At 63.5% G+C, this 25,308-nt stretch carries 23 protein-coding genes; 19 read left to right on the forward strand and 4 right to left on the reverse strand.

Annotation, left to right across the window (positions count from 1 at the left end; genetic code table 11):
- Nucleotides 1–53 precede the first annotated feature (53 nt).
- The 6 genes from EGJ09_RS11220 (at nt 54) to EGJ09_RS11245 (ending at nt 6,294) form a co-directional block, all read left to right on the forward strand.
- Nucleotides 54–359: a DUF3649 domain-containing protein gene (locus EGJ09_RS11220; RefSeq protein WP_046784788.1), complete on the forward strand. Its 306-nt coding sequence runs from the start codon at nt 54–56 to the stop codon at nt 357–359.
- A complete protein-coding gene (locus EGJ09_RS11225; protein WP_125923847.1) occupies nt 356–1,936 on the forward strand; it encodes a PepSY domain-containing protein in 1,581 nt (526 codons plus the stop codon). Before EGJ09_RS11220 ends, EGJ09_RS11225 begins: the two co-directional genes overlap by 4 nt.
- Nucleotides 1,930–2,256 (forward strand): DUF3325 domain-containing protein, encoded by a 327-nt coding sequence (locus EGJ09_RS11230; RefSeq protein ID WP_125923848.1) that lies wholly within the window; start codon nt 1,930–1,932, stop codon nt 2,254–2,256. Before EGJ09_RS11225 ends, EGJ09_RS11230 begins: the two co-directional genes overlap by 7 nt.
- Nucleotides 2,257–2,311: 55 nt before the next feature.
- A complete protein-coding gene (locus tag EGJ09_RS11235; RefSeq protein ID WP_223255085.1) occupies nt 2,312–2,809 on the forward strand; it encodes an RNA polymerase sigma factor in 498 nt (165 codons plus the stop codon).
- The gene (locus EGJ09_RS11240) at nt 2,806–3,786 is read left to right on the forward strand and encodes a FecR domain-containing protein (RefSeq protein ID WP_125923849.1); all 981 of its coding nucleotides are present in this window, start codon (nt 2,806–2,808) and stop codon (nt 3,784–3,786) included. The genes EGJ09_RS11235 and EGJ09_RS11240 overlap by 4 nt, the downstream gene beginning before the upstream one ends.
- Before the next feature lie 117 nt (nt 3,787–3,903).
- Nucleotides 3,904–6,294 carry a TonB-dependent receptor gene (locus EGJ09_RS11245; protein WP_125923850.1) on the forward strand — a complete coding sequence of 797 codons (2,391 nt, stop codon included), beginning with the start codon at nt 3,904–3,906 and terminating at the stop codon, nt 6,292–6,294.
- Here the strand turns inward: EGJ09_RS11245 and EGJ09_RS11250 are convergent.
- Nucleotides 6,291–7,166 (reverse strand): helix-turn-helix domain-containing protein, encoded by an 876-nt coding sequence (locus EGJ09_RS11250; protein WP_125923851.1) that lies wholly within the window; start codon nt 7,164–7,166, stop codon nt 6,291–6,293. The genes EGJ09_RS11245 and EGJ09_RS11250 overlap by 4 nt on opposite strands.
- Before the next feature lie 217 nt (nt 7,167–7,383).
- Between EGJ09_RS11250 and EGJ09_RS11255 the strand changes: the two genes are divergently transcribed.
- From EGJ09_RS11255 to EGJ09_RS11270, 4 genes are all read left to right on the forward strand, one after another.
- Nucleotides 7,384–8,280 carry a DMT family transporter gene (locus EGJ09_RS11255; protein WP_125923852.1) on the forward strand — a complete coding sequence of 299 codons (897 nt, stop codon included), beginning with the start codon at nt 7,384–7,386 and terminating at the stop codon, nt 8,278–8,280.
- Between the two features lie 89 nt (nt 8,281–8,369).
- A complete protein-coding gene (locus tag EGJ09_RS11260; protein WP_125923853.1) occupies nt 8,370–9,890 on the forward strand; it encodes a glucosyltransferase domain-containing protein in 1,521 nt (506 codons plus the stop codon).
- Complete coding sequence (locus EGJ09_RS11265) at nt 9,884–10,255, forward strand: GtrA family protein (protein ID WP_125923854.1); 372 nt, start codon at nt 9,884–9,886, stop codon at nt 10,253–10,255. The genes EGJ09_RS11260 and EGJ09_RS11265 overlap by 7 nt, the downstream gene beginning before the upstream one ends.
- The gene (locus tag EGJ09_RS11270; protein WP_119688297.1) at nt 10,252–11,190 is read left to right on the forward strand and encodes a glycosyltransferase family 2 protein; all 939 of its coding nucleotides are present in this window, start codon (nt 10,252–10,254) and stop codon (nt 11,188–11,190) included. The genes EGJ09_RS11265 and EGJ09_RS11270 overlap by 4 nt, the downstream gene beginning before the upstream one ends.
- 40 nt (nt 11,191–11,230) lie before the next feature.
- On the opposite strand, the gene EGJ09_RS11275 is transcribed toward EGJ09_RS11270, so the two are convergent.
- Nucleotides 11,231–12,205, reverse strand: a complete 975-nt coding sequence (locus EGJ09_RS11275) for a D-glycerate dehydrogenase (RefSeq protein WP_046784799.1) — start codon at nt 12,203–12,205, stop codon at nt 11,231–11,233.
- 108 nt (nt 12,206–12,313) lie between these two features.
- Nucleotides 12,314–13,261, reverse strand: coding sequence for a LysR family transcriptional regulator (locus tag EGJ09_RS11280; RefSeq protein ID WP_046784800.1), 948 nt, complete (start codon nt 13,259–13,261; stop codon nt 12,314–12,316).
- 178 nt (nt 13,262–13,439) lie between these two features.
- Here EGJ09_RS11280 and EGJ09_RS11285 point away from each other — a divergent pair, with 178 nt between their 5' ends.
- The 5 genes from EGJ09_RS11285 (at nt 13,440) to EGJ09_RS11305 (ending at nt 19,434) form a co-directional block, all read left to right on the forward strand.
- A complete protein-coding gene (locus tag EGJ09_RS11285; protein ID WP_115273602.1) occupies nt 13,440–14,969 on the forward strand; it encodes an efflux transporter outer membrane subunit in 1,530 nt (509 codons plus the stop codon).
- Nucleotides 14,966–17,143 (forward strand): FUSC family protein, encoded by a 2,178-nt coding sequence (locus EGJ09_RS11290; RefSeq protein ID WP_046784802.1) that lies wholly within the window; start codon nt 14,966–14,968, stop codon nt 17,141–17,143. The genes EGJ09_RS11285 and EGJ09_RS11290 overlap by 4 nt, the downstream gene beginning before the upstream one ends.
- A 4-nt stretch (nt 17,144–17,147) precedes the next feature.
- Nucleotides 17,148–17,348, forward strand: a complete 201-nt coding sequence (locus EGJ09_RS11295) for a DUF1656 domain-containing protein (protein WP_008097766.1) — start codon at nt 17,148–17,150, stop codon at nt 17,346–17,348.
- A gap of 10 nt (nt 17,349–17,358) precedes the next feature.
- The gene (locus EGJ09_RS11300) at nt 17,359–18,216 is read left to right on the forward strand and encodes an HlyD family secretion protein (RefSeq protein ID WP_115273604.1); all 858 of its coding nucleotides are present in this window, start codon (nt 17,359–17,361) and stop codon (nt 18,214–18,216) included.
- Between the two features lie 177 nt (nt 18,217–18,393).
- A complete protein-coding gene (locus EGJ09_RS11305; RefSeq protein ID WP_115273605.1) occupies nt 18,394–19,434 on the forward strand; it encodes a YhcG family protein in 1,041 nt (346 codons plus the stop codon).
- Nucleotides 19,435–19,458: 24 nt separating this feature from the next.
- Here the strand turns inward: EGJ09_RS11305 and EGJ09_RS11310 are convergent, their stop codons facing one another.
- Nucleotides 19,459–19,905 (reverse strand): universal stress protein, encoded by a 447-nt coding sequence (locus EGJ09_RS11310; protein WP_119688301.1) that lies wholly within the window; start codon nt 19,903–19,905, stop codon nt 19,459–19,461.
- Nucleotides 19,906–20,172: 267 nt separating this feature from the next.
- On the opposite strand from EGJ09_RS11310, the gene EGJ09_RS11315 reads away from it, so the two are divergent.
- From EGJ09_RS11315 to EGJ09_RS11330, 4 genes are all read left to right on the forward strand, one after another.
- The gene (locus EGJ09_RS11315; protein ID WP_115273607.1) at nt 20,173–21,081 is read left to right on the forward strand and encodes a LysR family transcriptional regulator; all 909 of its coding nucleotides are present in this window, start codon (nt 20,173–20,175) and stop codon (nt 21,079–21,081) included.
- 135 nt (nt 21,082–21,216) lie between these two features.
- Nucleotides 21,217–22,758 (forward strand): MFS transporter, encoded by a 1,542-nt coding sequence (locus EGJ09_RS11320; RefSeq protein ID WP_125923855.1) that lies wholly within the window; start codon nt 21,217–21,219, stop codon nt 22,756–22,758.
- Between the two features lie 27 nt (nt 22,759–22,785).
- Entirely contained in the window at nt 22,786–23,847 is a 1,062-nt protein-coding gene (locus EGJ09_RS11325) for an HlyD family secretion protein (protein WP_115273609.1), read from the forward strand.
- Nucleotides 23,844–25,295, forward strand: coding sequence for an efflux transporter outer membrane subunit (locus EGJ09_RS11330; RefSeq protein ID WP_125923856.1), 1,452 nt, complete (start codon nt 23,844–23,846; stop codon nt 25,293–25,295). Before EGJ09_RS11325 ends, EGJ09_RS11330 begins: the two co-directional genes overlap by 4 nt.
- The last annotated feature ends 13 nt before the right edge of the window (nt 25,296–25,308 follow it).

A 25,308-nucleotide genomic window follows, 5' to 3' on the forward strand; every position in this document is an offset into this window, starting at 1 on the left:
TGCGAATTGAAATCATTACTATTGCAACCCCCAGAGTTTCCCGGACCTCCGCCATGAAGCGCAATGCCGCCGGACTGCCCCTCAGCTACCGCCTGGCCGTGACCTCACGCTGCCTGGCAGCGGTGCTGGGTGGGTACCTGCTGGCGTCCATGGCCAGTGTCTGCATCACCTTGCTGGTGCCGTTGGCGCAAGTCGACGCGGCCATGACCGGCATGATGCTGTCGTTCGTTTTCTACCTGTTGGCCTTCATCTGGTGCTTTGCCTGCCGCAGCGCCTGGCATGCCTGGCTCGGCGTGTTGCTGCCGAGCCTGCTGCTGGGGCTGATCAACGGGCTGGCCTATTGGATGAAGAACCCATGAAGGACGGTTTCCGCCAGGCGATGGCCTGGCTGCACACCTGGACCGGGCTGATTTTCGGCTGGCTGCTTTTCGCAATTTTCCTGACCGGCACACTGTCGTATTTCAAAGAAGAGATCAGCCACTGGGCACAGCCCGAAGTCCGCCGCCACGCGCTCGACCCGGTGGCCAGCCTGGGCCTGGCCCAGCGCTACCTGGAGGCCAACGCGGCGCACTCGGGCAACTGGATGATCCGCTTGCCCAGCGAGCGCGAAGCCGCGTTGAGCGTCGGCTGGCGTGACCCTGCCGGCGGGCGCCGTGGCTTTGTCAGCAAGCAACTCGACGCCCAGACCGGGCAGCCAGTAGAGGCCCGTGACAGCCGCGGCGGCGAGTTCTTCTACCGCTTCCACTTCCAGCTGCAGATGCCCCACCCCTGGGGGCGCTGGCTGGCGACCTTCTGCGCGTTCATCATGTTGCTCGGCCTGGTCACCGGCATCATCACCCACAAGAAGATCTTCAAGGAGTTCTTCACCTTCCGCCCCGGCAAGGGCCAGCGCTCGTGGCTGGATGGGCACAACGCAATCGGTGTGCTGGTGTTGCCGTTCCATCTGATGATCAGTTACAGCAGCCTGGTGATCTTCATGTACATGGTGATGCCGGCCAGCATCATGGCCAGCTATGGCGGCACTACCAATGGCTACTTCAACGACCTGTTCGGCCCAGAGGAGGTGCCCAAGGTGGCCAACGTCGCTGCGCCACTGGTGCCGTTGGCCGGCTTGTACGCCAAGGTTCAGGCGCAGGTCCCCGGTGCCCGCATGGGTTACATCCAGGTGCACAACCCGGGCGACCGCAACGCTCGCGTGAGCTTCGCCCAGGCTTCGGCCGACAACATCGCCTACAAGCGCAGCGCCAACTGGATGTTCGACGGCAGCACGGGCGAGCTGCTGAGCCAGGGGGCACCGGAAAGCGCTGCGATGATGACTTCGTTCAGCTTCGTCGGCCTGCACATGGGCAACTTCGCCGGGCCCTGGTTGCGCTGGCTGTACTTCGTGTTCGGGGTGGCGGGTACTGCGGTCATCGGTACGGGCCTGGTGATGTGGCTTGGCAAGCGCCAGCTCAAGCATGCCAAGCGCGAACGCATGCCCGCTGAGTTGCGCCTGGTCGAGGTGCTCAACATCGCCAGCATGAGTGGCCTGCTGCTCGCGGTGGCCGGCTTTTTCTGGGCCAACCGCTTGCTGCCTGTGGCGCTGCAAGGGCGGGCGGACTGGGAGGTGAACACGTTCTTCGTGGCCTGGCTGTTGTCGCTGGTACATGCCGTGCTGCGCCCCGGGCGCCGAGCCTGGGGCGAGCAGCTTGGGTTGGGCGCGCTGGCCTTCGCGCTGCTGCCTTTGCTCAATGCACTGGCCACCGGCCAGGGGCTGAACCACAGCGTAGCCGCCGGCGACTGGGCGATGGCGGGCCTGGACCTCACGGCACTGGGCACCGGCCTGTTTTTGGCCTGGGCCGCAGGCAAGATGCTGCGTGCTCCGAAGGCTGTGGCCAAGCGTGAGCCCCGGGTGTCAAAGGCAGCGGCTGAAACGGTCGAGGTGAACGGATGCTGAGCGTCGCCCTGATCGGTTTTGCCGGGTTCGCCGCCTTGTGCCTGGCGATGGAAAAGCACTTCAGCGACCTGCTCGGGCGCAAGCCTGCTGTCGGCCAGTTGCGCAGGCTGCGTATGGCGGGTTGGTTGCTGCTGCTGGCATCGCTGTTGCTGTCGGTGCACCTGCGTGGGTGGGCCCATGGCTTGGTGGAGTGGGTCGCTGTGTTGATGGCCGGGGTGACCCTGTGGGTCTTCGCCTTGCCTTACCAGCCGCGCCTGTTGCTGGGGCTGGCGGCGATAAGCCTGATACTGGGCCCACTGCTGGTCATATCTGGCGGGTGATGCCTTGATCGAACCTGACAGCGACAGTACGCGCGCACGTTTCGTCCAGGTCTTCATGGCCCAGCGCGCACGCATGGAAGCCCTGGTCAGCCGTCGGGTAGGCTGCCGCGCCACTGCATCGGACCTGGTGCAGGAGCTGTTCTTGCGCTTCTGGCGGCGCCCCGAGGTCAAGGTCGAGGCGCTGGATACCTACCTGCTGCGCTGCGCCGGCAACCTGGCCATCGACCATCTGCGCAGCGAAGGCAGCCGCGAACGCATCGCCGAAGCTTCGCTGCAACTGGATGAGTGCTCGGCCCAGGCACCGGAGCAGGCCCTTGAGGTAGACCATGACCTGCAGCGCATCGAAGCGGCGCTGCGCGCCCTGCCCGAGCGCACCCGGCAGATCTTTTTGCTCAACCGCATACACGGCTGTAAGTACGGCGAAATCGCCAAGGCCATGCAGCTGTCCCAGAGCGCCGTGGAAAAGCATATGATGCGCGCCCTCCAAGCGTGCAAGGCCAGTGTTGCCGAACCCGCGACCCCGATGCGCAGGCCAGGGAGCGCCCGTCGATGAGCCATTCAGACTTGACCACCGCCGACCCGTCGCACGCTGCACTGCATTGGCTGGCCAGGATCAACGAGCAGCCTGAGGTAGCGCACAGTGCAGCGTTCAAGCGCTGGTTGCTGGCCGACCCCAGGCACCGTGAAGCCTATGCCCAGGCCCAGGCGCTGTGGCACAAGAGTGCGGCACCCGCGGCACGCCTGGCCGAGGAAGAACACGCAGACCTGCAACGATACCTGGATGCCATGGCCAAGGCGCCTGCCCCGCCTCGCTGGCGGCGCGCCCGCGCACTGGCCGTAGCGGCCTGCCTGGTGCTGGCCGTGGGCGTTGCCGGGGGCTGGCATCCGGGGTACTGGCTGCAGGACCTGCAGGCCGATTTCAGCAGCACAGACGCCATTCGCCAGGTGACGCTGGCTGACCAGTCGCAGGTGACGCTGGATGCGGGCAGTGCCATTGCTGTCGATTTCCAGCAGGGGCAGCGCCATGTGCGGCTGTTGCATGGTGCTGCATTCTTCAAGGTCACGCACACCGGTGACCCGTTTGTAGTAAAGGCGGCGGGGGGGCAGGTGCGGGTGCTGGGCACCGAGTTCGAAGTGCGCGAGCAGGCCGAGGGGGCACAGGTCACGGTGCGCAACGGTCGGGTGGCGGTCACGCCGGCTCAGGGGCAGGCCGCCCGTGAGCTGACGGCCAACCAGCAACTGGCCTATGCCAGAGGCCGGGCCGGTGAGACGGCGAGTGTGGACAGCGACAGCCGTCTGGCCTGGCGTCAGGGCTGGGTCAATTACTACCAGGTGCCATTGGCGCAGGTGGTCGAGGACCTGGGGCGCTATTACCCGGGGCGGATCGTGCTGCTCGACGGCGAGTTGGGGCAGCGCAAGGTCAGCGGCAGTTTCCCGGTGCGCGAGCCACTGGCGGCACTGGATTCGCTGGGCAAGGTGATGGGGTTCTCGCGGCAGACGGTTTTCGGCCGGTTGACCGTTATCCGTTAAGCGGCGGCACTGGAAAAATAATTTTCAAAAGCGGATGAGGTAACAGGACGTGACATCCGTGTAATGAGTGGAAGTGCGATTCATTCGCAGTCATCACCCTCTCACAGGTCAGCGTCCATGAAGTTCACCCACCGTTGCGTCCCTCTCTGGCTAGGTTTCTCTGCGCTTTCGGCCTTGGCTGCTGCCCCTTGTGTCCTTGCCGCCGAGCAGCTTGAACTGCACCGGTTCGCCCAGCCGAGCCAGCCCTTGCCCCAGGCGCTCAATGCTTTTAGCCGTGCCACCGGCCAGAGCGTGGTCTACACCTTGGAACTGCCTGCCGTGCAGGCACCGGCCCTGCAGGGTACGTTCAGTGCCGAACAGGCGCTGCAGCGATTGCTGGGCAACGCTGGCCTGACGTGGCGCCGGGTCGATGCCCGCACCCTGACGCTTGAACCGGTGGACACCTCCGGTGCGCTCAACCTGCAGGCCACCACGGTGACCTCGCAGATGGACACCTACAGCTACCAGCCGCCGGCCAGCGCCTCGATCATGCGTGGCCAAGGCCCGTCCCAGGACATCCCCCAAGCCATCAACGTGGTCCCTGCCCAGGTCATCCGCGACCAGGCCCCGCGCAATCTGGATGACGCCCTGGCCAATGTCAGCGGCATCACCCAGGGCAACAATTTCGGTGGCACCTCCGACACGGTGATGAAGCGCGGCTTCGGTGACAACCGCGACGGTTCGATCATGCGCGATGGCATGCCCGTCGTGCAGGGGCGCAGCCTCAATGCAAACACCGAGCGGGTCGAGGTGCTCAAGGGCCCGGCTTCGCTGCTGTATGGCATCCAGGACCCGGGCGGGGTGATCAACGTGGTCAGCAAGCGCCCGCAATTGCAGCAGTACAACGCCCTGACCGTGCGCGGCTCGACCTACGGCAGCGGCAAGAACGGCAGCGGCGGTGGGTTCGACAGCACCGGGGCACTGGGCGACAGCAACTTCGCCTACCGTTTGATCGTCGATCATGAGGACGAGGATTACTGGCGCAACTATGGCGTGCACCGCGAATCGCTGGTGGCGCCGTCGCTGGCCTGGCTGGGCGAGGACACCCAAGTGGTGCTGGCTTATGAGCACCGCGAGTTTCTCTACCCGTTCGACCGGGGCACTGCGTTCGGCAGCAACGGCCACCCGCTGGACATTCCGGCCACGCGCCGCCTGGATGAACCTTTCAACGACATGGAAGGCCGCTCCGACCTGTATCGCCTTGAGGTCGACCACCAGTTGGCCGACGATTGGAAGCTGCACGTTGGCTACAGCTTCAACCGCGAGACTTACGACGCAAGCCAAGTGCGCGTGACCGGCGTCAACGAAGCCAAGGGCACGCTCACGCGCAGCATCGATGGCACCCACAACGCCATGAGCCGCGACCAGTTCGCGACCCTCAGCCTCAATGGCAACGTCGAGCTGGCCGGAATGCAGCATGACCTGCTCATTGGCATTGATCACGAAGACCGCAAGGTATTTCGCGGCGACCTGATTCGCCAGACCGCTCAGTCCACCTTCAGTTATGTGAACCCGGTCTATGGCCAGGAAGTGGAGGGCAGTACGGTGCGCGCCAGCGACAGCGACCAGACCGACAAGCTGCGCACCGAGGCGCTGTTCCTGCAGGACGCACTGCACCTGGACCAGCACTGGATACTGGTGGCCGGCGCCCGCTTTCAGCAGTACGACCAGTACGCCGGCCGCGGCCGGCCGTTCAAGGCCAATACCAACACCAGCGGCCAGGCCTGGGTACCGCATGCCGGCATCGTCTACAAGGTCGATGAGCAGTTGTCGTTCTATGGCAGTTACAGCGAGTCGTTCAAGCCCAACTCCAGCATTGCCCCGCTGACCGGCGGTGTGGTGCTGGATTCGTCGATTGCGCCGGAAGAGGGCAAGTCGTGGGAGCTGGGTGCCAAGCTCGACATGCCTGGCAGCCTGACCGGCACCCTGGCGCTGTTCGACATCACCAAGCGCAACGTGCTGGTCTCCAACTTCGACAGCGGTACCGGCGAGACGGTCTACAGCAATGCGGGCGAGGTCAGTTCAAGGGGGGTGGAGCTTGACCTGACCGGACAGCTCAGTGAGCGTTGGAGCCTGATCGGCAGCTACGCCTTTACCGACGCCAAGGTGACCAAGGACCCGGACCTCGAGGGTAACCGCCTGCAGAACGTGGCCAGGCACAGTGGCTCATTGTCGGCGGTGTACGACTTCGGCAGCCTGTTCGGTGGCGACCGTTTGCGTTTCGGTGCCGGAGCCCGTCATGTCGGCGAGCGCCCGGGCAACTCGACCAACACCTTCGACTTGCCCAGCTACACCGTTGCCGATGCTTTCGCCACGTACGAGACCCGGCTCGACGAGCACAATGTGCGCCTGCAACTGAACGTGAAGAACCTGTTCGACAAGGTTTACTACAGCTCGGCGGTGAACCAGTACTTCGTTGCCATAGGTGATGCACGCCAGGTGAGCCTGTCGAGTACGTTCGAGTTCTAGTGGCTGAAGGCGGCGCGATAGTCGCCAGGTGTCGCGCCGACTGCCTGGCGAAAGCGGTTGCTGAAATGGCTGGCACTGGCAAACCCGCACAGCAATGCAATGTCTCCCAATGGCAGCTGGCCCAGGCGCAGCAGCTGGCAGGCCCGATGCAGCCGGCGGGCCAGCAGGTACTGGTGTGGCGGCAAGCCGAAGCTGGTGCGGAACATGCGTGCGAAGTGATACTCGGAGAGGTTGCAACGCACGGCCAACTCACCGAGGGTGATGGGCTGATCCAGGTGTGCCTCGATGTATTCCACCAGTTGCCGGCGCAGGTTCGGTGCCAACCCGCCTTTGAGGCGTAACCCCTGGCGCAGCCCTACCTGGCTGAGCACGGCGTGATCGACAATCTCGTGTGCCAGGCTGCTGGCCAGCAAGCGCTCGCCTGGCTCTTCCCAGGCCAGGCTGATCAACTGGCGAAAACGCCCCGACTGCCGTGGGTCGTCGAGAAATGTCGCTTCCTGCAGTTGCATCTCCCGCGGTTCCCGGTCGAGCAGGCGCACGCAGCCCAGGGCGAATTGCACCTCGCTGATGTACCGGTGCGCCAGGCGGATCTGCCCATTGACCACCCAGTTGGACTCGTGGCCGGCCGGCATGATGCACAATTTGTCCGGCGCCCCTTTGTCGGCTGGGCGCTGGCGGCGAAAGGTGCCGGTGCCGTGGGCGATGTAGCACGACAGCGTGTGGTGGCTGGGCGCCTGATAGTCGCGGGCATCGTCACGGTTGCTCCATAGCGCCGCCGCCAGCCCGTCGCCCAGGTGCGCGCTCAGTTCCAGCCTCGCGTGGGGCGAGGCATGCATGGCGTTGAACACGTGCAACTGGGTCAGTGGGGTCATGAGCGTTTCCTCTGTCGCCATCGTACTGCCGATGCGCCGAGGTGGCAGCTCCCTGAATGCTGAAAAGCGCAAGTTTGTGCAAGCGCACTTCACTGGCCGCAGAGAACACTGATGGCCCTGGCGAGGGCTGCGCCCTCGATCGCCGGCAAGCCAGCTCCCACAGGTTGGCCGCATGGTGCCCCCCCGCAATGCATGGTCGTATGCCTAAGGAACCCCCATGAACCTTTCCCTGTACCTGCTCACTGTCCTGATCTGGGGAACCACCTGGATCGCCCTGAAACTGCAATTGGGTGAAGTGGCCATCCCGGTTTCGATCGTCTACCGCTTTGCCTTGGCCGGCCTGATTCTGTTCGCCATCCTGCTGCTCACCCGCCGCCTGCAGCCGATGAATCGGCGCGGTCATCTGCTGTGCCTGGCGCAGGGCCTGTGCCTGTTCTGCGTCAATTTCATGTGTTTCCTCACCGCCAGCCAGTGGATCGCCAGTGGCTTGATCGCCGTGGTGTTTTCCACTGCAACACTGTGGAATGCGCTGAACGCGCGCCTCTTTTTTGGCCAGAGGGTTGCCAGCAACGTACTCGGTGGCGGCGCGCTTGGCCTTTTGGGGTTGGGGCTGCTGTTCTGGCCGGAGCTGTCGCACCATGCGGCAAGCCGCGAAACGCTCTATGGTCTCGGCCTGGCCTTGCTCGGTACGTTGTGCTTTTCGGCAGGCAACATGCTGTCGAGCATGCAGCAGAAAGCTGGCCTCAAGCCCATGACCACCAATGCCTGGGGCATGGTCTATGGCGCCGCGATGCTGGCCGTGTATTGCCTGATCAGCGGTATTCCATTTGCGATGGAGTGGAACACGCGCTATGTCGGCTCGCTGCTGTACCTGGTGATACCGGGTTCAGTGATCGGCTTCACCGCGTACCTGACGTTGGTCGGACGCATGGGCCCGGAGCGGGCTGCGTATTGCACGGTGCTGTTCCCGCTGGTGGCGCTGAACGTGTCGGCGTTTGCCGAGGGCTATCAATGGACAGCCCCCGCTTTGCTCGGGCTGGTCGCTGTCATGGCGGGTAATGTGTTGGTGTTTCGCAAGCCCAAAACCACGCTGGCAGGTGCGGTTGCACGTTGAGCGCTGCGCAGCAACTGACATAAATGCCAGGTGTTGGCACGCAGTGGCCTGTTTAGACTTGCCCGGGAGCCATTAGCCCGGAAACGTCAATGTCACCATTGCTCCCCTGGAACAAGCGACTGTCGCATCGTCAGGTGCAGCTGCTCTGCCTGTTGGCCTTGGCGGTGCATCTATTGCCGCTGGTGCTTGCCGATTACGCCTATATCGATGATGTGTGGCGCGCCCAGAACGCTGGCCTCACGCCTACCGGCAATGAATCCTGGACAGGGCAGGGGCGCTTCCTGCTCTACCTGATGCATCGCATGCTGGGCTTCTCTGTCGGGGCTGTGAATCTGTTCCCTTTGCCTATTCTGCTGGCTGCCAGCGTGACTGCACTGGCGCTCGCCCGGCTGGTGTCACATTACTTCCCGGCCCCCACGGCGACCTCTGTGCTGGTGGTATTGCCCTTATGGTACAACCCCTTCTTTCTGCAAAACCTGTCGTACCAATACGACGCACCCGGTATGGCGTTGGCGCTGGCTGCATGCGTCTGGGCCATCACGCTGAGTGCCGAGCGCTGGCAGCAGTGCCTGCTGGGCGGCGTGCTGGTGGCATGTGCCGCGAGTTTCTACCAGGTCAGCATCAACGTCTTCGCTGGCTTGTGTTGCCTCGAAATCATGCGTCAGGTGCTCGGCCATGCCGGGTTGCGTCAGGTCTGCCGTCATCTTTTCGGCCGGCTGACACAACTGCTCGGCGGGTGCCTGCTGTACTCGCTCACGGCCCATCAGTTCATAGATGTCCCCCGCACCGCGTTGCTGCCTCTGGATGCCCAGTGGTGGCCTGAGGTGTTGCGGCGCCTGGAAGTTATCTTGGGGCACGTGGCGTTGTTGATCACGCCAGGAACGGCGTGGGTGTTCATCGGCCTTTCGGGGCTGGCGCTTGTGGCGCTGCTGATCGCCTTGCGTGAGGTATTGGTTGATCCACGCCCTGTATGGGAACGGGGGGTGTTGACGGCTGCGCTGCTGCTGCCCATCCCGGCTGTGGCGTTGCTGGTATACGGCCTGATGATGGTGTTCGCGCATTTTGACGGTGGCGCACGCCTGTTGATGGGGTTCGGCGTGGTCTTGATGATGCTGGCACTGCTGGCCCATCGGCTACTGTCAGGGCTTGGCGGTCGGCTGAGGTGGCTGCTGGCTATTCCTGTGTTGTTCATGTTGTCATTTTCGTTTGCTTACGGCCGAACGCTGATCGTGCAGAAGGAACTGCAACGCATGGTGACGTCTTCGCTCGCCAATGCCATCCAAAGCCGGCCGCAGTTGTACGAGACCAAGCGATTCTATGTTTTCGACATCGGTAGCAGCGCACGTTGGTTGCCTGCAGCCAGCGCCAGTTATGAACAGATGCCAGCGTTGCGTTATGTCCTGAACATCGATTTTCTGCTGTTGCCTGAGATGATGCCGCGCCTCGGGCTGGTCAACTTCACTACAGATCCCCCGCTCGATCGTGAGCAGGTACTTGCGCGCAGCCATGCAGCGGTGGTGAAGAGCACGTTTTTCGACATCCATCTGGTCGACGGTAACGGCTATGTGCTGATGAAAGCACCTGCCCAGAGCGAGGCCTACCGATGGTAACGACCCTGCGTTTCTACCGTTATGGCCTCATCGGTGTTGGAAATACGCTGTTGCACTGGGCGGTTTTCTTCCTGCTGCACCAGGCTGCCGGGCTGAGCCAGGCATCGAGCAACTTGCTGGCATTCACAGTGGCTGTCAGTGCGTCCTATTACCTCAATGCTCGCTTCACGTTCGCCACCGCGCCGAGCAAGCTGCGTTACCTGGCGTTCGTATCGGGCATGGGTTGCCTGAGCCTGAGCATGGGGGCGCTATCGGACCGGGCTGGTTTGTCACCCTGGCTGACCTTGGTAGCTTTTTCAGCCGTCAGCCTGATCATCGGCTACGGCTACTCGCGGACAGTGGTGTTCAAGCGGAGGCAGCCATGAACATTACCTTGGTCGTGCCCCTGTACAACGAGCAGGACACCCTCGAACGGTTCTATCACACGGTGCGTAACGAGCCGTCTTTACAGGGCGTGGTGGTCGAGATCCTGCTGGTCAATGACGGCAGCAATGATGCCAGCGAGGCCATCTGCGCCGAGTTGGCGGCACGGGATGAATGGGTAACCGTCGTCAATTTCTCGCGTAACTTTGGCAAGGAGTCGGCGTTGTTCGCCGGCCTTGAGTACGCCGAGGGCGACGCCGTGGTGCCGATCGATGTCGACTTGCAGGACCCGGTCGAGCTTATCGCGCAGATGATCGATGTGTGGCAGCAAGGGGCGGAGGTCGTTCTGGCAAAGCGCCGTAGCCGTGCCGCTGACACACGGTTCAAACGGTGGAGCGCACGCTTGTACTACCGCCTGCACAACCGCATTGCCTCGACCCGGATCGAGGAGAACGTCGGTGATTTTCGCCTGCTGGACCGCAAAGTGGTAGCCGCCATCCGCCAGTTGCCGGAGCAGCAGTTGTTCATGAAAGGTGTGTTGTCCTGGGTAGGCTTTCGTACCGCCATCGTCGAATACGACCGGCCCGAACGTACGGCGGGCAACAGCAAGTTCAGCTTCTGGCGGCTGTGGAACCTGGCCCTGGATGGCATCACCTCGTTCAGCACTGTGCCTTTGCGGCTATGGAGTTACGTGGGCGGAGGTGTATCGCTGTCGGCTTTTGCCTTTGCGGTGTACATGGTGATCGACAAACTGCTGTTCGGAAACGATGTGCCGGGCTATCCGTCGTTGATGACGGCTGTGCTGTTCCTTGGCGGTGTGCAGTTGATCGGTATCGGAATACTGGGGGAGTACGTAGGGCGGATCTACCAGGAGACCAAACAGCGGCCCCGGTACGTGGTGCGCAAGGTGCTGAGGCGGCGCAGACAACCCACGTGAAGGTTGTCTGCGCAGGCCCCTTGGTGGGACAAACGCGTTATCAGCCCTTCCACACCTGCGGATTCACCAGGTCCTGCGGCCGCTCGCCCAGCAACGCCGCACGCAGGTTGTCCATTGCCCGGTTGGCCATGGCCTCACGGGTTTCGGCGGTGGCCGAGCCGATGTGCGGCAGCGTCAGGGCATTGGGCAATTTGAACAGCGGCGATTCGCTCAGCGGCTCTTTCTCGTAGACATCCAGACCAGCGCCACGAATGGTGCCGTTGTGCAGGGCCTCGACCAGTGCTGCCTCGTCTACCACAGGGCCACGGGCAATGTTGATCAGGAAGGCGCTCGGCTTCATCAGCTTCAGCTCGCGAGCACCGATCAGCTTGCGGGTGGCGTCGGACAGCGGCACCACGATGCAGACGAAATCGGACTCTGCCAGCAGTTGTTCGAGGCTGCGGTATTGCGCCCCCAGTTCCTGCTCCAGCGCCGGTTTGCGGCTGTTGCCGGCATACAGCACCGACATGTTGAAGCCGAAGCGGCCACGGCGGGCGACGGCCGCGCCGATGTTGCCCAGGCCGACGATACCCAGTGTCTTGCCGTACACATCGCTGCCGAAGTGCGCCGGGCCGACGGTGGCCTGCCATTGGCCGGCCTTGGTCCAGGCGTCCAGTTCGGCCGTGCGCCGTGCGCAGCCCATGATCAGCGAGAAGCCCAGGTCGGCGGTGCTTTCGGTGAGCACATCGGGGGTATTGGTCAGGGCGATGCCGCGCTCGTTGAAGTAGTCGACGTCGTAGTTGTCGTAGCCCACCGATACGCTGGACACCACTTCCAGTTTGGCTGCCCCCTCGAGCTGCGCGCGGCCGAGCTTGCGACCGGCGCCGATCAGGCCGTGGGCTTGGGGCAAAGCTTCATTGAACTGGGCACTGATGTCGCCGAGCTTGGGGTTCGGCACGATCACGTTGAAATCTTGCTGCAGGCGCTCGGCCATGGCCGGGGTGATACGGCTGAAGGCCAGGACGGTCTTTTTCATCGGGCTACTTCCAACGCAAAAGCTACAAGCTACAAGCTACAAGCTTCAAGCCGCAAGAAAAAGCAGCGCGTGCACCAATCTGCTTTTTCTTGCCGCTTGCAGCTGCTTTCAGTTCGCGATCAGCAACTCGTGGGTTTTCAGGTCCGCTTCATGGGCTGCGAGAATCTCTGGCAACGAGTTGCGCAGGTACTCGACCCAGGTCTTGATCTTCGCATCCAGGTACTGGCGCGACGGGTAGATCGCATACAGGTTCAGTTCCTGCAGCCGGTAGTCCGGCATCACCCGCACCAGGCTGCCATCACGCAAACCATCGATGGCCGAGTAGATCGGCAGCACGCCCATGCCCATGCCGCTGCGAATCGCGGTTTTCATCGCGTCGGCCGAGTTGACCTGGAACGGCGAGCTGGTGATGTTGACCAGTTCCTGGCCTTCCGGGCCGTCGAACAACCACTTTTCCAGCGGGATCACCGGGCTGACCATGCGCAGGCAGGCATGCTGCAGCAGGTCGACCGGCTTGTGCGCGAAGCCGTGCCTGGCCACGTACTCGGGCGAGGCGCAGACGATGCTGTAGGTGATGCCCAGGCGCTGCGACACGAAACCTGAGTCCGGCAGCTCGGTGGCCAGCACGATGGACACGTCATAGCCTTCGTCGAGCAGGTCGGGGACGCGGTTGGCCATGGTCAGGTCGAAGGTCACGTCCGGGTGCGACTCGCGGTAGCGGGCGATGGCATCGACCACGAAGTGCTGGCCGACCCCGGTCATCGAATGCACCTTCAATTGCCCGGCAGGCCGGGCATGCGCGTCGCTTGCCTCGGCTTCGGCTTCTTCGACATAGGTGAGGATCTGTTCACAGCGCATCAGGTAACGCTTGCCCGCCTCGGTCAGGGCGATGCGCCGGGTGGTGCGGTTGAGCAGCCGGGTTTGCAGATGGGCTTCCAGATTGGAGACCGCCCGCGACACGTTCGCGGTAGTCGTATCCAGTTGCGCCGCAGCGGCAGTGAAACTGCCAAGCTGGGCTACGCAACTGAAAGCACGCATGTTTTGCAGGGTGTCCATGGGTCACTCTCAAGGTAGAGGGCAAATTGTGTCACGAAGTTAGTTGCATGTGCCTTCGACCAAAGCCGGATTATCGCTGTTTTGGTAACAAAGATTCGCAGGAATCTGCGCTTATCGCCAGTGCGGCCGCCCCCTAGAATTGCCCAGCCCTCCACCTCTTCCTCGGGAAATCGCAGCTGTGCCGCGTCGCATCATCAGAACGCTTCAGGCGTTCAGTGCCTGTGCCCTTAGCCTCACCTTGAGCGGCTGTATCGGAACCTGGGGCATTGCCCCACAAAGCAAGACCCTCCAAGCCAATACCCTGACCACCGATGCGGCCATCCGCGAAGCCGCCAGCGATGCCCACTGGCCCGACCAGCAGTGGTGGCACGCCTACCGTGATCCACAGCTCGATCGTTGGCTCGACCTGGCTATGGCCGGTAGCCCGACCCTGGCCATGGCCGCAGCGCGGGTGCGCGCAGCCAAGGCCATGGCCGGTGTGGTCGAGTCGGCAGAAAAGCTGCAGGCCAACGGCCAGGCGTCGCTCAAACGCCACAACTGGCCTGAAGACCAGTTCTATGGCCCTGGCGCACTGTCGGGTGCCAACACCTGGGACAACAACGCCGCCATCGGCTTCAGCTATGCCCTGGACCTCTGGGGGCGCGAGCGCAATGCCAGCGAACAGGCCGTGGACCAGGCACACATGAGCGTGGCCGAGGCCCGCCAGGCGCAACTGGAACTGCAGAACAATGTGGTGCGTGCCTACATTCAGCTCAGCCTGCACTTCGCCCAGCGCGACATCGTCAAGGCCCAGCTGGAGCAGCAGGAGCAGATCCTGGCTTTGGCCAAGCGCCGCCTGGACGGCGGTATCGGTACCCATTTTGAGGTCAGCCAGGCCGAAGCACCGTTGCCCGAAACCCACCGCCAGCTGGATAGCCTGGACGAAGAAATCGCCCTTACCCGCAACCAGCTGGCCGCGCTGGCGGGCAAGGGGCCGGGTGAGGGCGCGCAGATCCAGCGCCCCAGCCTGGCCCTCGCCGCCCCTTTGAAACTGCCGTCGGCCCTGCCGGCCGAGCTGGTCGGCCAGCGCCCCGACGTGGTCGCCAGCCGCTGGCAGGTGGCCGCGCAGGCGCGTGGTATCGACGTCGCCCACGCCGGCTTCTTCCCCAACGTCGACCTGGTCGGCAGCCTGGGCTTCATGGCCACCGGTGGCGGGCCGCTGGAATTCCTTACCGGGCGCAAGTTCAACTACAACGTCGGGCCGGCCATCAGCCTGCCGGTCTTCGACGGTGGCCGCTTGCGCTCGCAGCTGGGTGTGGCCTCGGCGGGCTATGACGTGGCCGTGGCGCACTACAACCAGACGGTCATCGGCGCGCTGAAGAACATTTCCGACCAGTTGATCCGCCGTGAGTCGATGAAGGAGCAGGCCCACTTCGCCGCCGAATCCGTGGCCGCTGCACAGAAAACCTACGATATTGCCATGGTCGCCTTCCAGCGCGGCCTGACCGACTACCTCAACGTGCTCAATGCCCAGACCTTGCTGCTGCGTCAGCAGCAGGTGCAGCAGCAGGTGCAGGCCGCGCGCCTGATCGCCCATGCCGAGCTGGTGACCGCGCTGGGCGGTGGCCTGCAGGCCGGCAAGGACGTGCCTGAGCAGGAGCGCCAGGCGGCGCCGAAAACCCCGGCCACCCTGGCTGTTTTCGAACGCAAACCGGACCACGCCGAATGAGTACATCGAGCTTGCCCCTGCGCTGGCTGCACAGCCTGGAGTGGCGCCGTGGCTTCTTTGCCTGGGCGCGTACCGACGGGGTGACCTGGGTCTACATCTTCAAGGTGCTCGCCGCTGCGTTCATCACCTTGTGGCTGGCCATGCGCCTGGAGCTGCCGCAGCCGCGCACGGCGATGATCACCGTGTTCATCGTCATGCAGCCGCAGAGCGGCCATGTCTTCGCCAAGAGCTTCTACCGGGTGCTCGGCACCCTGGCCGGCTCGGCGATGATGGTGGCGCTGATCGCCCTGTTCCCGCAGAACACTGAGCTGTTCCTGCCCAGCCTGGCGCTGTGGGTGGGCCTGTGTTCGGCGGGCGCCATGCGCTACCGCACCTTGCGCGCCTATGGCTTCGTGCTGGCCGGTTACACCGCAGCCATGATCGGCCTGCCGGTGCTGGAGCACCCTGACCAGGCGTTCATGGCAGCGGTGTGGCGCGTGCTGGAGATTGCCCTGGGCATTCTCGTCTCGACCTTCGTCAGCGCCGCGATCCTGCCGCAATCGGCCAGCGCCGCCATGCGCAATGCGTTGTACCAGCGTTTTGGTGTGTTCGCCGGGGTGGTGGTCGAGGCCTTGCGCGGTGACAGCCAGCGTGACCGTTTCGAAACCAGCAACGTGCGTTTCGTCGCCGAGGCGGTCGGCCTGGAAAGCCTGCGCAACGTCACCGCCTTCGAAGACCCGCACATGCGCAGGCGCTCTGGCCGGCTGGTGCGCATGAACAGCGAGTTCATGGCCATCACCACGCGCTTCAACGCCCTGCACCGGTTGCTTGAGCGCCTGCGCGCCCGCGGCCCGCTGCAGATCGTCGGGGCCATCGAGCCGGGCCTGAACACCTTGGTCGAGCTGCTTGAGCCCTATGTAGGGCGTGCGCTGACCGATGCCGATGCACTGCGCCTGACGCTGGAACTGGCGGCCTACAAAGAGGGCCTGCAGGCTCAGGTACGCGGCCTGCGCGCCGAGTACCTGCTGACCGAGCCCAGCGAGTCCGACCTGCTGGATTTCCATACCGCTTTCGAACTGCTCTATCGCTTCGTCGACGAGATGTACAGCTACGCCGAAACCCATGCCTCCCTGGCCGCGCACACGCACGCGCGCGAGCAGTGGGACGAGCCTTACGTGGCCCGGACCAGCTGGCTGGTGTCGCTGGCCGCTGGCGTGCGCGCCTCGGCGGTGCTGTTGCTGCTGGGTAGCTACTGGCTGCTCAGCGACTGGCCCAGCGGGGCCATGATGACCTTGATCGCCACCGTCACCGTGGGCCTGTCGGCGGCTTCGCCGAACCCCAAGCGCATGTCGTTCCAAATGGCCTGCGGCACGGCGATCGGCGCGTTCGTCGGCTTCTTCGAAACCTTCTTCGTGTTCCCCTGGATCGATGGTTTCCCGCTGCTGTGCATGGTCCTGGCGCCGGTGTTCGTGCTCGGCGCGTTCCTGTCTTCGCGGCCGGCTTACGCAGGTTACGGCATAGGCCTGCTGGTGTTCTTCGCCATCGGTTCGGTGCCCAACAACCTGACCGTGTACGACCCTTACACCTTCATCAACGACTACATCGGCATGGTCATCGGCATGTTCGTCTGCGCTGCGGCCGGGGCGATCATCCTGCCGCCCAACAGCCGCTGGTTGTGGAGCCGCCTGGAGCAGGAGCTGCGCGAGCAGGTGCTGTTCGCCATCAGCGGTCGCCTGCGCGGTCTGGGCTCGGCTTTCGAAAGCCGCACCCGTGACCTGTTGCACCAGGCCTATGGCCTGGCTGCCGGCAAGCCGCAGGTCCAAAGCCAGCTGATGGGCTGGATGTTCACCGTGCTGGAAATCGGCCACGCGGTCATCGAGCTGCGCAAGGAGCAGGCCCGCGCACCAATCCACCCGGCGTATGCCGAGTCGCAGCCGTGGCGCCAGGCCATCCGTGTCATGGGCCGCGCCTTGGCACGACTGTTCCTGCAGCCCAGCGCCAGCAACCACGAGCGCGCGCTGGTGGCGGTGGACCACGCCATCAGCCGCGTGCAGGCCACTGACGAACCCTTCGCCCGGCACTTCGACACCTCGGTGTTACGCCGCGCGCAGAGCTACCTGCACTTCATCCGTTCCTCCCTGCTCGACCCACAGTCGCCGTTGGCTACGACGAAAGGATTGCACGATGTTCCGTGAAATCATGCCCCGTGAGATCGCTTTTCATGGCGTGTACATGCCCACCATGACCTTGATGTTCCTGTTCGCCCTGGGCCTGGCCTGGGGCCTGGACCGCTTCATTGCCAGCCATGATGGCTACCGCTTCTTCTGGCACCCGGCGCTGTTGCGCCTGAGCCTGTTCGTCTGCCTGTTCGGCGCCCTGGCGCTGTCGCTCTACTGGTGAGAATCCTTCGATGAAAAAGTTCTTCAGCCTGATCGCTACCTTGCTGGTGCTGACCGCTGCCGTGGTGATCGGTCGCCAGTTGTGGCTGCACTACATGACCACGCCCTGGACCCGTGACGGCCGCGTGCGGGCCGACATCATCAATGTCGCCGCCGACGTGCCCGGTTATGTAGTGGACGTACCGGTCAAGGATAACCAGCGGGTGAAGAAGGGCGACCTGCTGATCCGCATCGACCCCGAGCACTACCAGCTGGCTGTCGACCAGGCCAAGGCGCTGGTCGCCTCGCGCAAGGCCACCTGGGAGATGCGCAAGGTCAACGCCCGGCGCCGTGCCGACATGGACAACCTAGTGATCTCCAAGGAAAACCGCGACGACGCCAGCAACATCGCCAACGCCGCCCTGGCCGACTATCAACAGGCCCAGGCAGCACTGGCAGCGGCCGAGCTGAACCTCAAGCGCACCCGGATCGTTGCCACGGTCGATGGTTACGTGACCAACCTGAATATCCACAAAGGTGACTATGCGCGGACCGGTGAGGCGGTGATGGCAGTGGTCGATGAAAACTCGTTCTGGGTTTACGGCTTCTTTGAGGAAACCAAGCTGCCGCACGTGAAGGTGGGTGACCAGGCTGAGCTGCAGATGATGAGCGGCGAACGGCTCAAGGGCCACGTGCAGAGCATCGCCCGCGGTATCTACGACCGCGACAACCCGCAGAGCCGCGAGCTGATTGCCGATGTGAACCCGACCTTCAACTGGGTGCGCCTGGCCCAGCGCGTACCGGTGCGGATTCACATTGATGAAGTGCCGGACGGGTTTCTGCTGGCGGCGGGGACGACGTGTACGGTGGTGGTGAAGAGGGAGGAATGAAACTGTTATCGCGGGATGCCGTAAGAACGTTAGTTTTGAGCTCAGGGAGGGATTGGGAAATATCCTACTTGATTTAGGGAGAAATCGCCTGCTGGAGCTCTTGGCGGTGCTTTTCCATCGGAGCAGCCTGGGTTGTCACGAAAGCAACCCATCGATTGTTCGAGGAACTCTGATCCCATGCCCGAAAAAACGCTATCCCTGATCGACACCCCTCAGGGCTACAGCGCTTGGCTAGCTGACCTGAAAGGTCGTATTCAAAAAGCCCAGCAAAGGGCCAGCCTTGCCGTGAATCGGGAGCTGGTGGGTCTTTATTGGCATCTTGGGCGAGATATTGTCGAACGCCAAGCGGCTCAAGGTTGGGGAGCGAAAGTCATAGAGCGGCTGGCTCATGACCTCAAAACTGCGTTCCCCGCGATGAAGGGGTTCTCACGAGCCAATCTGATGTATATGCGAGCATTTGCTGAGGCTTGGCCAGAGGAAGCAATTGTCCAACAGGCTGTTGGACAATTGCCATGGGGCCATAATCTGGTGTTGCTGACCAAGTTAAAAAAGCCACAAGAGCGGCTTGCTTATGCAGTGCGGGCATCGGAGTGCGGTTGGTCACGGTCGACCTTGCAGATGCATATCGAGTCCAGGTTGCTGGAGCGCGAGGGTAATGGTGTTTCAAATTTTTCGGCGCTCTTGCAACCGCCAGGGACTGACCTGGCTCGCCAGTTTCTAAAGGATCCTTATCTTTTCGACTTCCTGAATGTAACCCAAGAGGCGAGTGAACGAGAGATCGAGGCAGCGTTGGTGGAGCACATCACCCAATTTCTGCTTGAGCTAGGGGCAGGTTTTGCCTTCGTCGGCCGCCAAGTGCATATGGAAGTCGGAGGTGATGACTTCTATATCGATCTTCTGTTTTACCACCTGAAGCTGCGTTGTTATGTAGTCATTGAGTTGAAGGCAGAAAAGTTCAAGCCGGAGCATCTGGGTCAGCTGAGCTTCTACCTCACTGCAGTTGATTTACAGATGAAGCTAGAGCAAGACAACCCCACGATTGGCTTGCTGCTGTGCAAAGGCAAGAACAAGGTGGTGGCCGAGTACGCGTTACGCGGCAAGTCTCAACCCATTGGTGTCGCTGAATTTCAGTTGATCAATACCTTGCCGGAAGAGCTGCAGGCAAGCTTGCCCACTGTCGAGCAGATCGAGCGGGAGCTGGCTATTCGTCAAGAGTGAGCCATGGCTTTTGAAAATGTCCCCTCAAGCCGCTCCCACCAGCACTGGCACCTCAACCCGATCGATCACTTTAGTGCTGATCGACGGATCCAGCATCCGCCCCAGCCGCGACAGGTGCCGGTGGCCCATGATGATCAGCTCGCATTGCAGTTCCCGTGCCTTGGCGACAATGGCCTCGACCGGTTGCCCGGCGACCATGCAGCCGTGGCTGGTGAAGCCGGCCTGCTTTAGCCATGCAACAGCCTCGGCCACGGCGCGGTCGCCGAGGCGTTGTTCCTCACAGGCGGCAGGGTATTGCTCCAGTTCCTCGGCGGTGTAGGGCGCAGGCTTGTTGTGCACCGCGAAAGTCGAGTCGATGGCCAGCAGTACATGCAGTTCGTGTTCGTCGGGCCGGCAGTAGCGGCGGGCGAGGGTGAGCAGGGCGGTCGAGGCAGGGGACGCGTCGATGGCGATCAGGACGGGGCTGGGCATGGAGGTTCCTTGCTGAAAAACTGGCTGGTCGGTTGCCTGTACCGCCCCATCGCCGGCAAGCCGGCCCACAAGTAATGCACCGATCGCAGGGCAGTGGGGCACCTGTAGGAGCCGGCTTGCCGGCGATAGGGCCGGTACAGCCACAGCATTATTAATGGCTCATCTCGCCCTCGAGATAAATGCCCCTCCACGCACGAACGCATTGCGTCTGGTGCAATCATGCGACCTGTTAACATCGCGTTCCCACAACTGCCACGGAAATCGGCCATGCCACTCCCGGACATGAACCTGCTCGTCGCCCTTGACGCCCTGCTTGATGAAGGCAGTGTGGTCGGTGCGGCGCAGCGCATGAACCTCAGCCCGGCGGCGATGAGCCGGACCCTCGGGCGTATCCGCGATGCCTTGGGCGACCCGATCCTGGTACGCGCGGGTCGTGGCCTGGTACCGACACCTCGGGCGCTGGCCCTGCGCGAGCAGGTGGCGGCGCTGGTGGAGCAGGCCGGTGAGGTGTTCCGCAGTGCTGCAGAGGTGGATTTGCCCAAGCTCGACCGAGCCTTCAACATCCGCACCAATGACCTGTTCATTGCCCTGTATGGCGCCATGCTGTTGCGCCGCATGCATGAGCAGGCCCCGCGCACGGTCCTGCGCTTCGTGCCCGAGAGCCCCGGCGGTGATGACGATAGCGTGCTGCGCGACGGGCGCACCGACCTGATCATCAGCTCGACCGTCGACCTGGGCCCGGAGATCAAGGTGCAGAGCCTGTTCCAGACCTACTACGTGGGTTTGGCGCGGCGCGACCATCCCATATTCGACCAGCCGATCACACCGCAGAGCTTTGCCAGTTATCCACAGATCAGCGTATCCAGGCGTGGCCGCGCCAATGGGCCGATTGACGTCGAACTGGCCAACTTCAAGGTGCAGCGGCGCGTGGCGCTGATCACGCCGAGCTTCCACTCGGCGTTGTTCTCGCTGCCGGATTCGGACCTGATCCTGCCGATGCCCGCCAATATCCTCAACAGTGTGCACAAGCTCGGCTTACCGTTGCGCTCGTTCGAGATTCCGGTGCCGCTGGAGCGGGTAACCGTGCTGCAGGCCTGGCACCCGCGTTATCACAACGATCCGGCCCACCGCTGGTTGCGGCAGATCCTGAAAACCTGCTGCAGTGTCGATCCATAAACCCGCTTCGCCCTACGGCGGCTGGGGCGGATTGCGTCAAACGCAATATAAAGCTGCCGATAAGTCAGTTTTCGTAAGCATTCGACTTTCTTAGACTTGCCCCAGCCATAAAATTGTTGCTGGAGTTGTCTACCCATGAGTTCCCTGTCCGCCCCTGCCACCGCGATCGCCGCCGCCCCCGCGCCGGCTGCGCCCGTGCAGTCGGCGTTCGGCCTGCGCGTGGTGGTCGGGCTGTTCGGCGTGTTGCTGGCCGTGCTGTGCGCCGGCCTCAACGAGTCGGTGACCAAGATTTCCCTGGCCGATATCCGCGGGGGCATGGGCATCGGCGCCGACGAGGGCGCCTGGCTGCTGGCGGTGTACAGCGCCGCGTCGGTTTCGGCCATGGCCTTCGCGCCGTGGCTGGCCACTACCTTCTCCTTGCGCCGCTTCACCATGAGCGCGGTCGGGCTGTTTGCGCTGCTGGGGTTGCTGCAGCCGTTGGCCCCCAACCTGCACAGCCTCATGCTGCTGCGCATCCTTCAGGGTTTTGCAGCGGGCGCCTTGCCACCGATGCTCATGAGCGTGGCGCTGCGTTTTCTGCCGCCGGGCATCAAGGTCTACGGCCTGGCCTGCTATGCCCTGACGGCCACCTTCGGGCCCAACCTCGGCACGCCGCTGGCCGGGTTGTGGACCGAATACGTCGGTTGGCAGTGGGCGTTCTGGCAGATCATCCTGCCCTCGGCCCTGGCCATGTGCTGTGTCGGCTGGGGCTTGCCGCAGGACCCGCTGCGCCTGGAGCGCTTCAAGCAGTTCGACTGGCGCGGCGTGTTGCTGGGCCTGCCGGCCATCAGCTGCATTGTCCTGGGCCTGTCGCTAGGGGACCGCTGGGGCTGGTTCGATTCGCCGCTGATCTGCTGGCTGCTGGGCGGGGGCGTGCTGTTGCTGGTGCTGTTCCTGTACAACGAATGGTCCGAGCCGCTGCCGTTCTTCCAGTTGCGCATGCTGTCGCGCCGCAACCTGAGCTTCGCGCTGGTCACCCTGGCCGGCGTGTTGGTGGTGCTTTCCGGTGTGGGCAGCATTCCCTCTGCCTATCTTGCGCAAATCCAAGGGTATCGCCCGGCGCAAACCAGCCCGCTGATGATGCTGGTGGCCATGCCGCAACTGATTGCCCTGCCGTTGACGGCGGCACTGTGCAACCTGCGTGCGGTGGACTGCCGCTGGGTGCTGGCCACGGGGCTGGCGATGCTGGCGCTGTCGTGCATCGGCAGCAGCCTGCTGACCTCCGAGTGGATCCGTGGTGATTTCTACCCTTTCTACCTGCTTCAGGTGTTCGGCCAACCGATGGCGGTACTGCCGCTGCTGATGCTCTCCACCAATGGCATGAGCCCGCAGGAAGGCCCATTCGCCTCCAGCTGGTTCAACACCGTCAAGGGGCTCGCCGCAGTGATCGCCGGTGGCCTGCTGGATGCCCTCAGCACGCTGCGCCGACACTTTCATTCCAACCACCTGGTGGACAGCCTGGGCAACGCCCCGCTGATCGATGACAACGCTGCGGGCCTTGCCAAGCGTATCCATGACCAGGCGCTGGTGCTGACTTCGGCTGACCTTTACCTGGTCATGGCCGGTATCGCCGTGGCGCTGATCTGCCTGATTCCTTTCGTGCCTACCCGGGTCTACCCACCGCGCGCGGTGGCCTGAGCCCGGATGAATTCGAGACCGCTGAAAATGACCAACAAGCGCAAGACAATCGTGATCGGCTCGGTACTCGCCGTGGCCGTGCTGGCGGGTATCGTCGGCCCCTGGCTGCTCGGCAGTGACCACCGGCAAAGCACCAACGACGCCTACGTGATCGCCGATTACACCGTAGTGGCGCCCAAGGTGGCCGGCTTCGTCAAGCAAGTGCTAGTCGAAGACAACCAGCAGGTGCAGGCCGGCCAGTTGCTGGCGACCATCGATGCGCGTGACTACCAGGCCGCCCTGGATGCCGCGCAGGCCCAGTTGCTGGTGGCCAAGGCGCAAAGCGCCGATGCCCGTGCCACCCTGGAACGCCAGGCGGCATTGATTGCCCAGGCCGAGGCGGCGGTGAAGGCAGCGCAGGCCGAAGCATCGTTCGCCGACCATGAGGTCAACCGCTACAGCCGCCTCGCCCAGCAGGGGGCCGGCACCGTGCAGAATGCCCAGCAGGCGCGCAGCCGGGTCGACCAGGCCCGCGCACGGCTGGCCAATACCCAGGCTGCATTGGTTGCCGCGCGCAAGCAGGTGGACATCCTCAGCGCTCAGGTCGCCAGCGCCGATGGGCAGTTCAAGCGTGCCGAAGCGGGCGTTGAAAAAGCTCAGCTGGACCTGTCCTACACGCGCATTACTGCCCCGGTGGATGGCATGGTCGGTGAGCGTGCCCTGCGCGTTGGCGCCTTCGTCAACCCGGGCGCACGCCTGCTGTCGGTGGTGCCCTTGCAGCATGCCTATGTGGTCGGCAATTTCCAGGAAACCCAGCTGACCCATGTGCAGCCGGGGCAGCCTGTCAGTATCAGCGTCGATACCTTTTCCGGTGAAACCCTCAAGGGCCATGTCCAAAGCATTGCGCCTGCAACTGGCGTGACCTTCGCGGCAGTAAAACCCGACAACGCCACCGGCAACTTCACCAAGGTCGTGCAGCGCATCCCGGTGAAAATCGTTTTCGATGACGGCCAGCCGTTGCTTGCGCGCCTGCGTGTGGGCATGTCGGTGGAAGCGACCATCGACACCCGTGGTGACACGTTCAGTGGCAAAGAGGTGAGTGCACGATGAAACCGGCAGTACGCTTGAGCCCCTTGCTGCTGGCCGTGCTGATGGCCGGCTGCACCCTGGGCCCCGACTTCAAACGCCCGGACAGCCAGGCCCCGCAGCAATGGGCACCGCTGCAGGGCCAGGCGGCACCCAGCCAGCCGCAAGCAGAACCGCTTGAACTGCGTTGGTGGGAGACCTTCCACGATGCGCGCCTGAGTGCGCTGATCCAGCAGGTGGCCGAGCGTAACCTCGACCTGCAGATCGCCAGTGCGCGGCTGCTGCAAAGCCGCGCCTTGCGCAGCACGGTGGCTGCCGACCAGGCGCCGTCGGTCGATGTGGATGGCGGCTACAGCCGCGCCCGTAACAGTGCCGAAGGCCTCAGCGACCCGTCTGGCAAAGCAGGCAAGTCGGCGTTCAACCTGTGGCAGGGCGACCTGGTCGCCGGTTGGGAGCTGGACCTCTGGGGCCGGGTGCGCCGGCAGGTGGAGGCTGCCGACGCCACGGTGGAAGTGGCCGAGAATGACCGGCGCGGTGTGCTCTTGGCGCTGTTGTCGGAAACCGCAGGCAACTACATCCAGTTGCGTGCCGTGCAGCACACGCTCGATGTCACGCGCGACAACCTGAAGGTCGCCCGGCACAGCCTGAAGCTGTCCCAGGATCGCCAGGCCGAGGGTGTCGCCACCCGGCTCGACGTGGCCCAGGCCAGTGCCCAGGTTGCCTCGATCGAGGCTCGTCTACCGAGCCTGGAGGCCCGGCGCGACGACCTGATCAACGCGCTCAGCCTGCTGGCGGCCGAGCCGCCACGCAGTTTGCAGGCACAGTTGCTTGAGGGCGGGGAGTTGCCCGCGCCGCAGCAGCAATTTGCGATCGGCTTGCCGTCCGAGCTGGCCGAGCGCCGTCCGGACATCCGCCAGGCCGAGGCGCGGCTGCATGCGGCCACTGCCAGCATTGGCGTGGCCAAGGCGGATTTCTACCCCAGCATCCGGCTGTCCGGCAGCGTCGGCTTCCAGTCCATGCAACTGTCGGATTTCGGCGCCTGGGACTCGCGCCGCTTTGCCTTCGGCCCACAGCTGTCGTTGCCGATCTTCGAGGGTGGCCGGCTCAAGGGCACCCTGGCGCTGCGTGAGGCGCAGCAGCAGGAGGCGGCGCTCAACTACCGCAAGGTGGTGCTCGGTGCCTGGCACGAGATCGACGATGTGTTGCGCCTTTACAACGCCAGCCAGCTGCGCCGTGATCATTTGGCCGAAGCGGTGCGGCAGAACCGCATCGCCCTGGAAACCGCCCAGCGTCAGTACGTGGAAGGGGCAGTGGACTTTCTCAACGTGCTGACCGTACAGAGTGCGTTGCTGGCCAGCGAAGAGCAGTGGATCGACAGTTCGGCGGCGGTATCGCAGGCATTGGTCGGGCTGTACAAGGCTTTGGGTGGTGGCTGGCAGGCGTTCGACGGGCAGCCGACGACAAAGGTGTGATCAAGCGGAGGCA

It is taken from the genome of Pseudomonas sp. p106, from assembly GCF_003936645.1.
GTDB classification, from domain to species: Bacteria; Pseudomonadota; Gammaproteobacteria; order Pseudomonadales; family Pseudomonadaceae; genus Aquipseudomonas; species Aquipseudomonas putida_E.

Excerpts from the sequence above, each read along its gene's own strand:
- EGJ09_RS11290 (WP_046784802.1), top strand. The coding sequence starts at position 14,966 with ATGAGTACATCGAGCTTGCCCCTGCGCTGGCTGCACAGCCTGGAGTGG.
- EGJ09_RS11265 (WP_125923854.1), top strand. The coding sequence starts at position 9,884 with ATGGTAACGACCCTGCGTTTCTACCGTTATGGCCTCATCGGTGTTGGA.
- EGJ09_RS11305 (WP_115273605.1), top strand. The coding sequence starts at position 18,394 with ATGCCCGAAAAAACGCTATCCCTGATCGACACCCCTCAGGGCTACAGC.
- EGJ09_RS11325 (WP_115273609.1), top strand. The coding sequence starts at position 22,786 with ATGACCAACAAGCGCAAGACAATCGTGATCGGCTCGGTACTCGCCGTG.
- EGJ09_RS11245 (WP_125923850.1), top strand. The coding sequence starts at position 3,904 with ATGAAGTTCACCCACCGTTGCGTCCCTCTCTGGCTAGGTTTCTCTGCG.
- EGJ09_RS11255 (WP_125923852.1), top strand. The coding sequence starts at position 7,384 with ATGAACCTTTCCCTGTACCTGCTCACTGTCCTGATCTGGGGAACCACC.
- EGJ09_RS11320 (WP_125923855.1), top strand. The coding sequence starts at position 21,217 with ATGAGTTCCCTGTCCGCCCCTGCCACCGCGATCGCCGCCGCCCCCGCG.
- EGJ09_RS11300 (WP_115273604.1), top strand. The coding sequence starts at position 17,359 with ATGAAAAAGTTCTTCAGCCTGATCGCTACCTTGCTGGTGCTGACCGCT.
- EGJ09_RS11270 (WP_119688297.1), top strand. The coding sequence starts at position 10,252 with ATGAACATTACCTTGGTCGTGCCCCTGTACAACGAGCAGGACACCCTC.
- EGJ09_RS11235 (WP_223255085.1), top strand. The coding sequence starts at position 2,312 with ATGGCCCAGCGCGCACGCATGGAAGCCCTGGTCAGCCGTCGGGTAGGC.
- EGJ09_RS11220 (WP_046784788.1), top strand. The coding sequence starts at position 54 with ATGAAGCGCAATGCCGCCGGACTGCCCCTCAGCTACCGCCTGGCCGTG.
- EGJ09_RS11330 (WP_125923856.1), top strand. The coding sequence starts at position 23,844 with ATGAAACCGGCAGTACGCTTGAGCCCCTTGCTGCTGGCCGTGCTGATG.
- EGJ09_RS11240 (WP_125923849.1), top strand. The coding sequence starts at position 2,806 with ATGAGCCATTCAGACTTGACCACCGCCGACCCGTCGCACGCTGCACTG.
- EGJ09_RS11250 (WP_125923851.1), bottom strand. The coding sequence starts at position 7,166 with ATGACCCCACTGACCCAGTTGCACGTGTTCAACGCCATGCATGCCTCG.
- EGJ09_RS11260 (WP_125923853.1), top strand. The coding sequence starts at position 8,370 with ATGTCACCATTGCTCCCCTGGAACAAGCGACTGTCGCATCGTCAGGTG.
- EGJ09_RS11225 (WP_125923847.1), top strand. The coding sequence starts at position 356 with ATGAAGGACGGTTTCCGCCAGGCGATGGCCTGGCTGCACACCTGGACC.
- EGJ09_RS11280 (WP_046784800.1), bottom strand. The coding sequence starts at position 13,261 with ATGGACACCCTGCAAAACATGCGTGCTTTCAGTTGCGTAGCCCAGCTT.
- EGJ09_RS11230 (WP_125923848.1), top strand. The coding sequence starts at position 1,930 with ATGCTGAGCGTCGCCCTGATCGGTTTTGCCGGGTTCGCCGCCTTGTGC.
- EGJ09_RS11295 (WP_008097766.1), top strand. The coding sequence starts at position 17,148 with ATGCCCCGTGAGATCGCTTTTCATGGCGTGTACATGCCCACCATGACC.
- EGJ09_RS11315 (WP_115273607.1), top strand. The coding sequence starts at position 20,173 with ATGCCACTCCCGGACATGAACCTGCTCGTCGCCCTTGACGCCCTGCTT.
- EGJ09_RS11275 (WP_046784799.1), bottom strand. The coding sequence starts at position 12,205 with ATGAAAAAGACCGTCCTGGCCTTCAGCCGTATCACCCCGGCCATGGCC.
- EGJ09_RS11310 (WP_119688301.1), bottom strand. The coding sequence starts at position 19,905 with ATGCCCAGCCCCGTCCTGATCGCCATCGACGCGTCCCCTGCCTCGACC.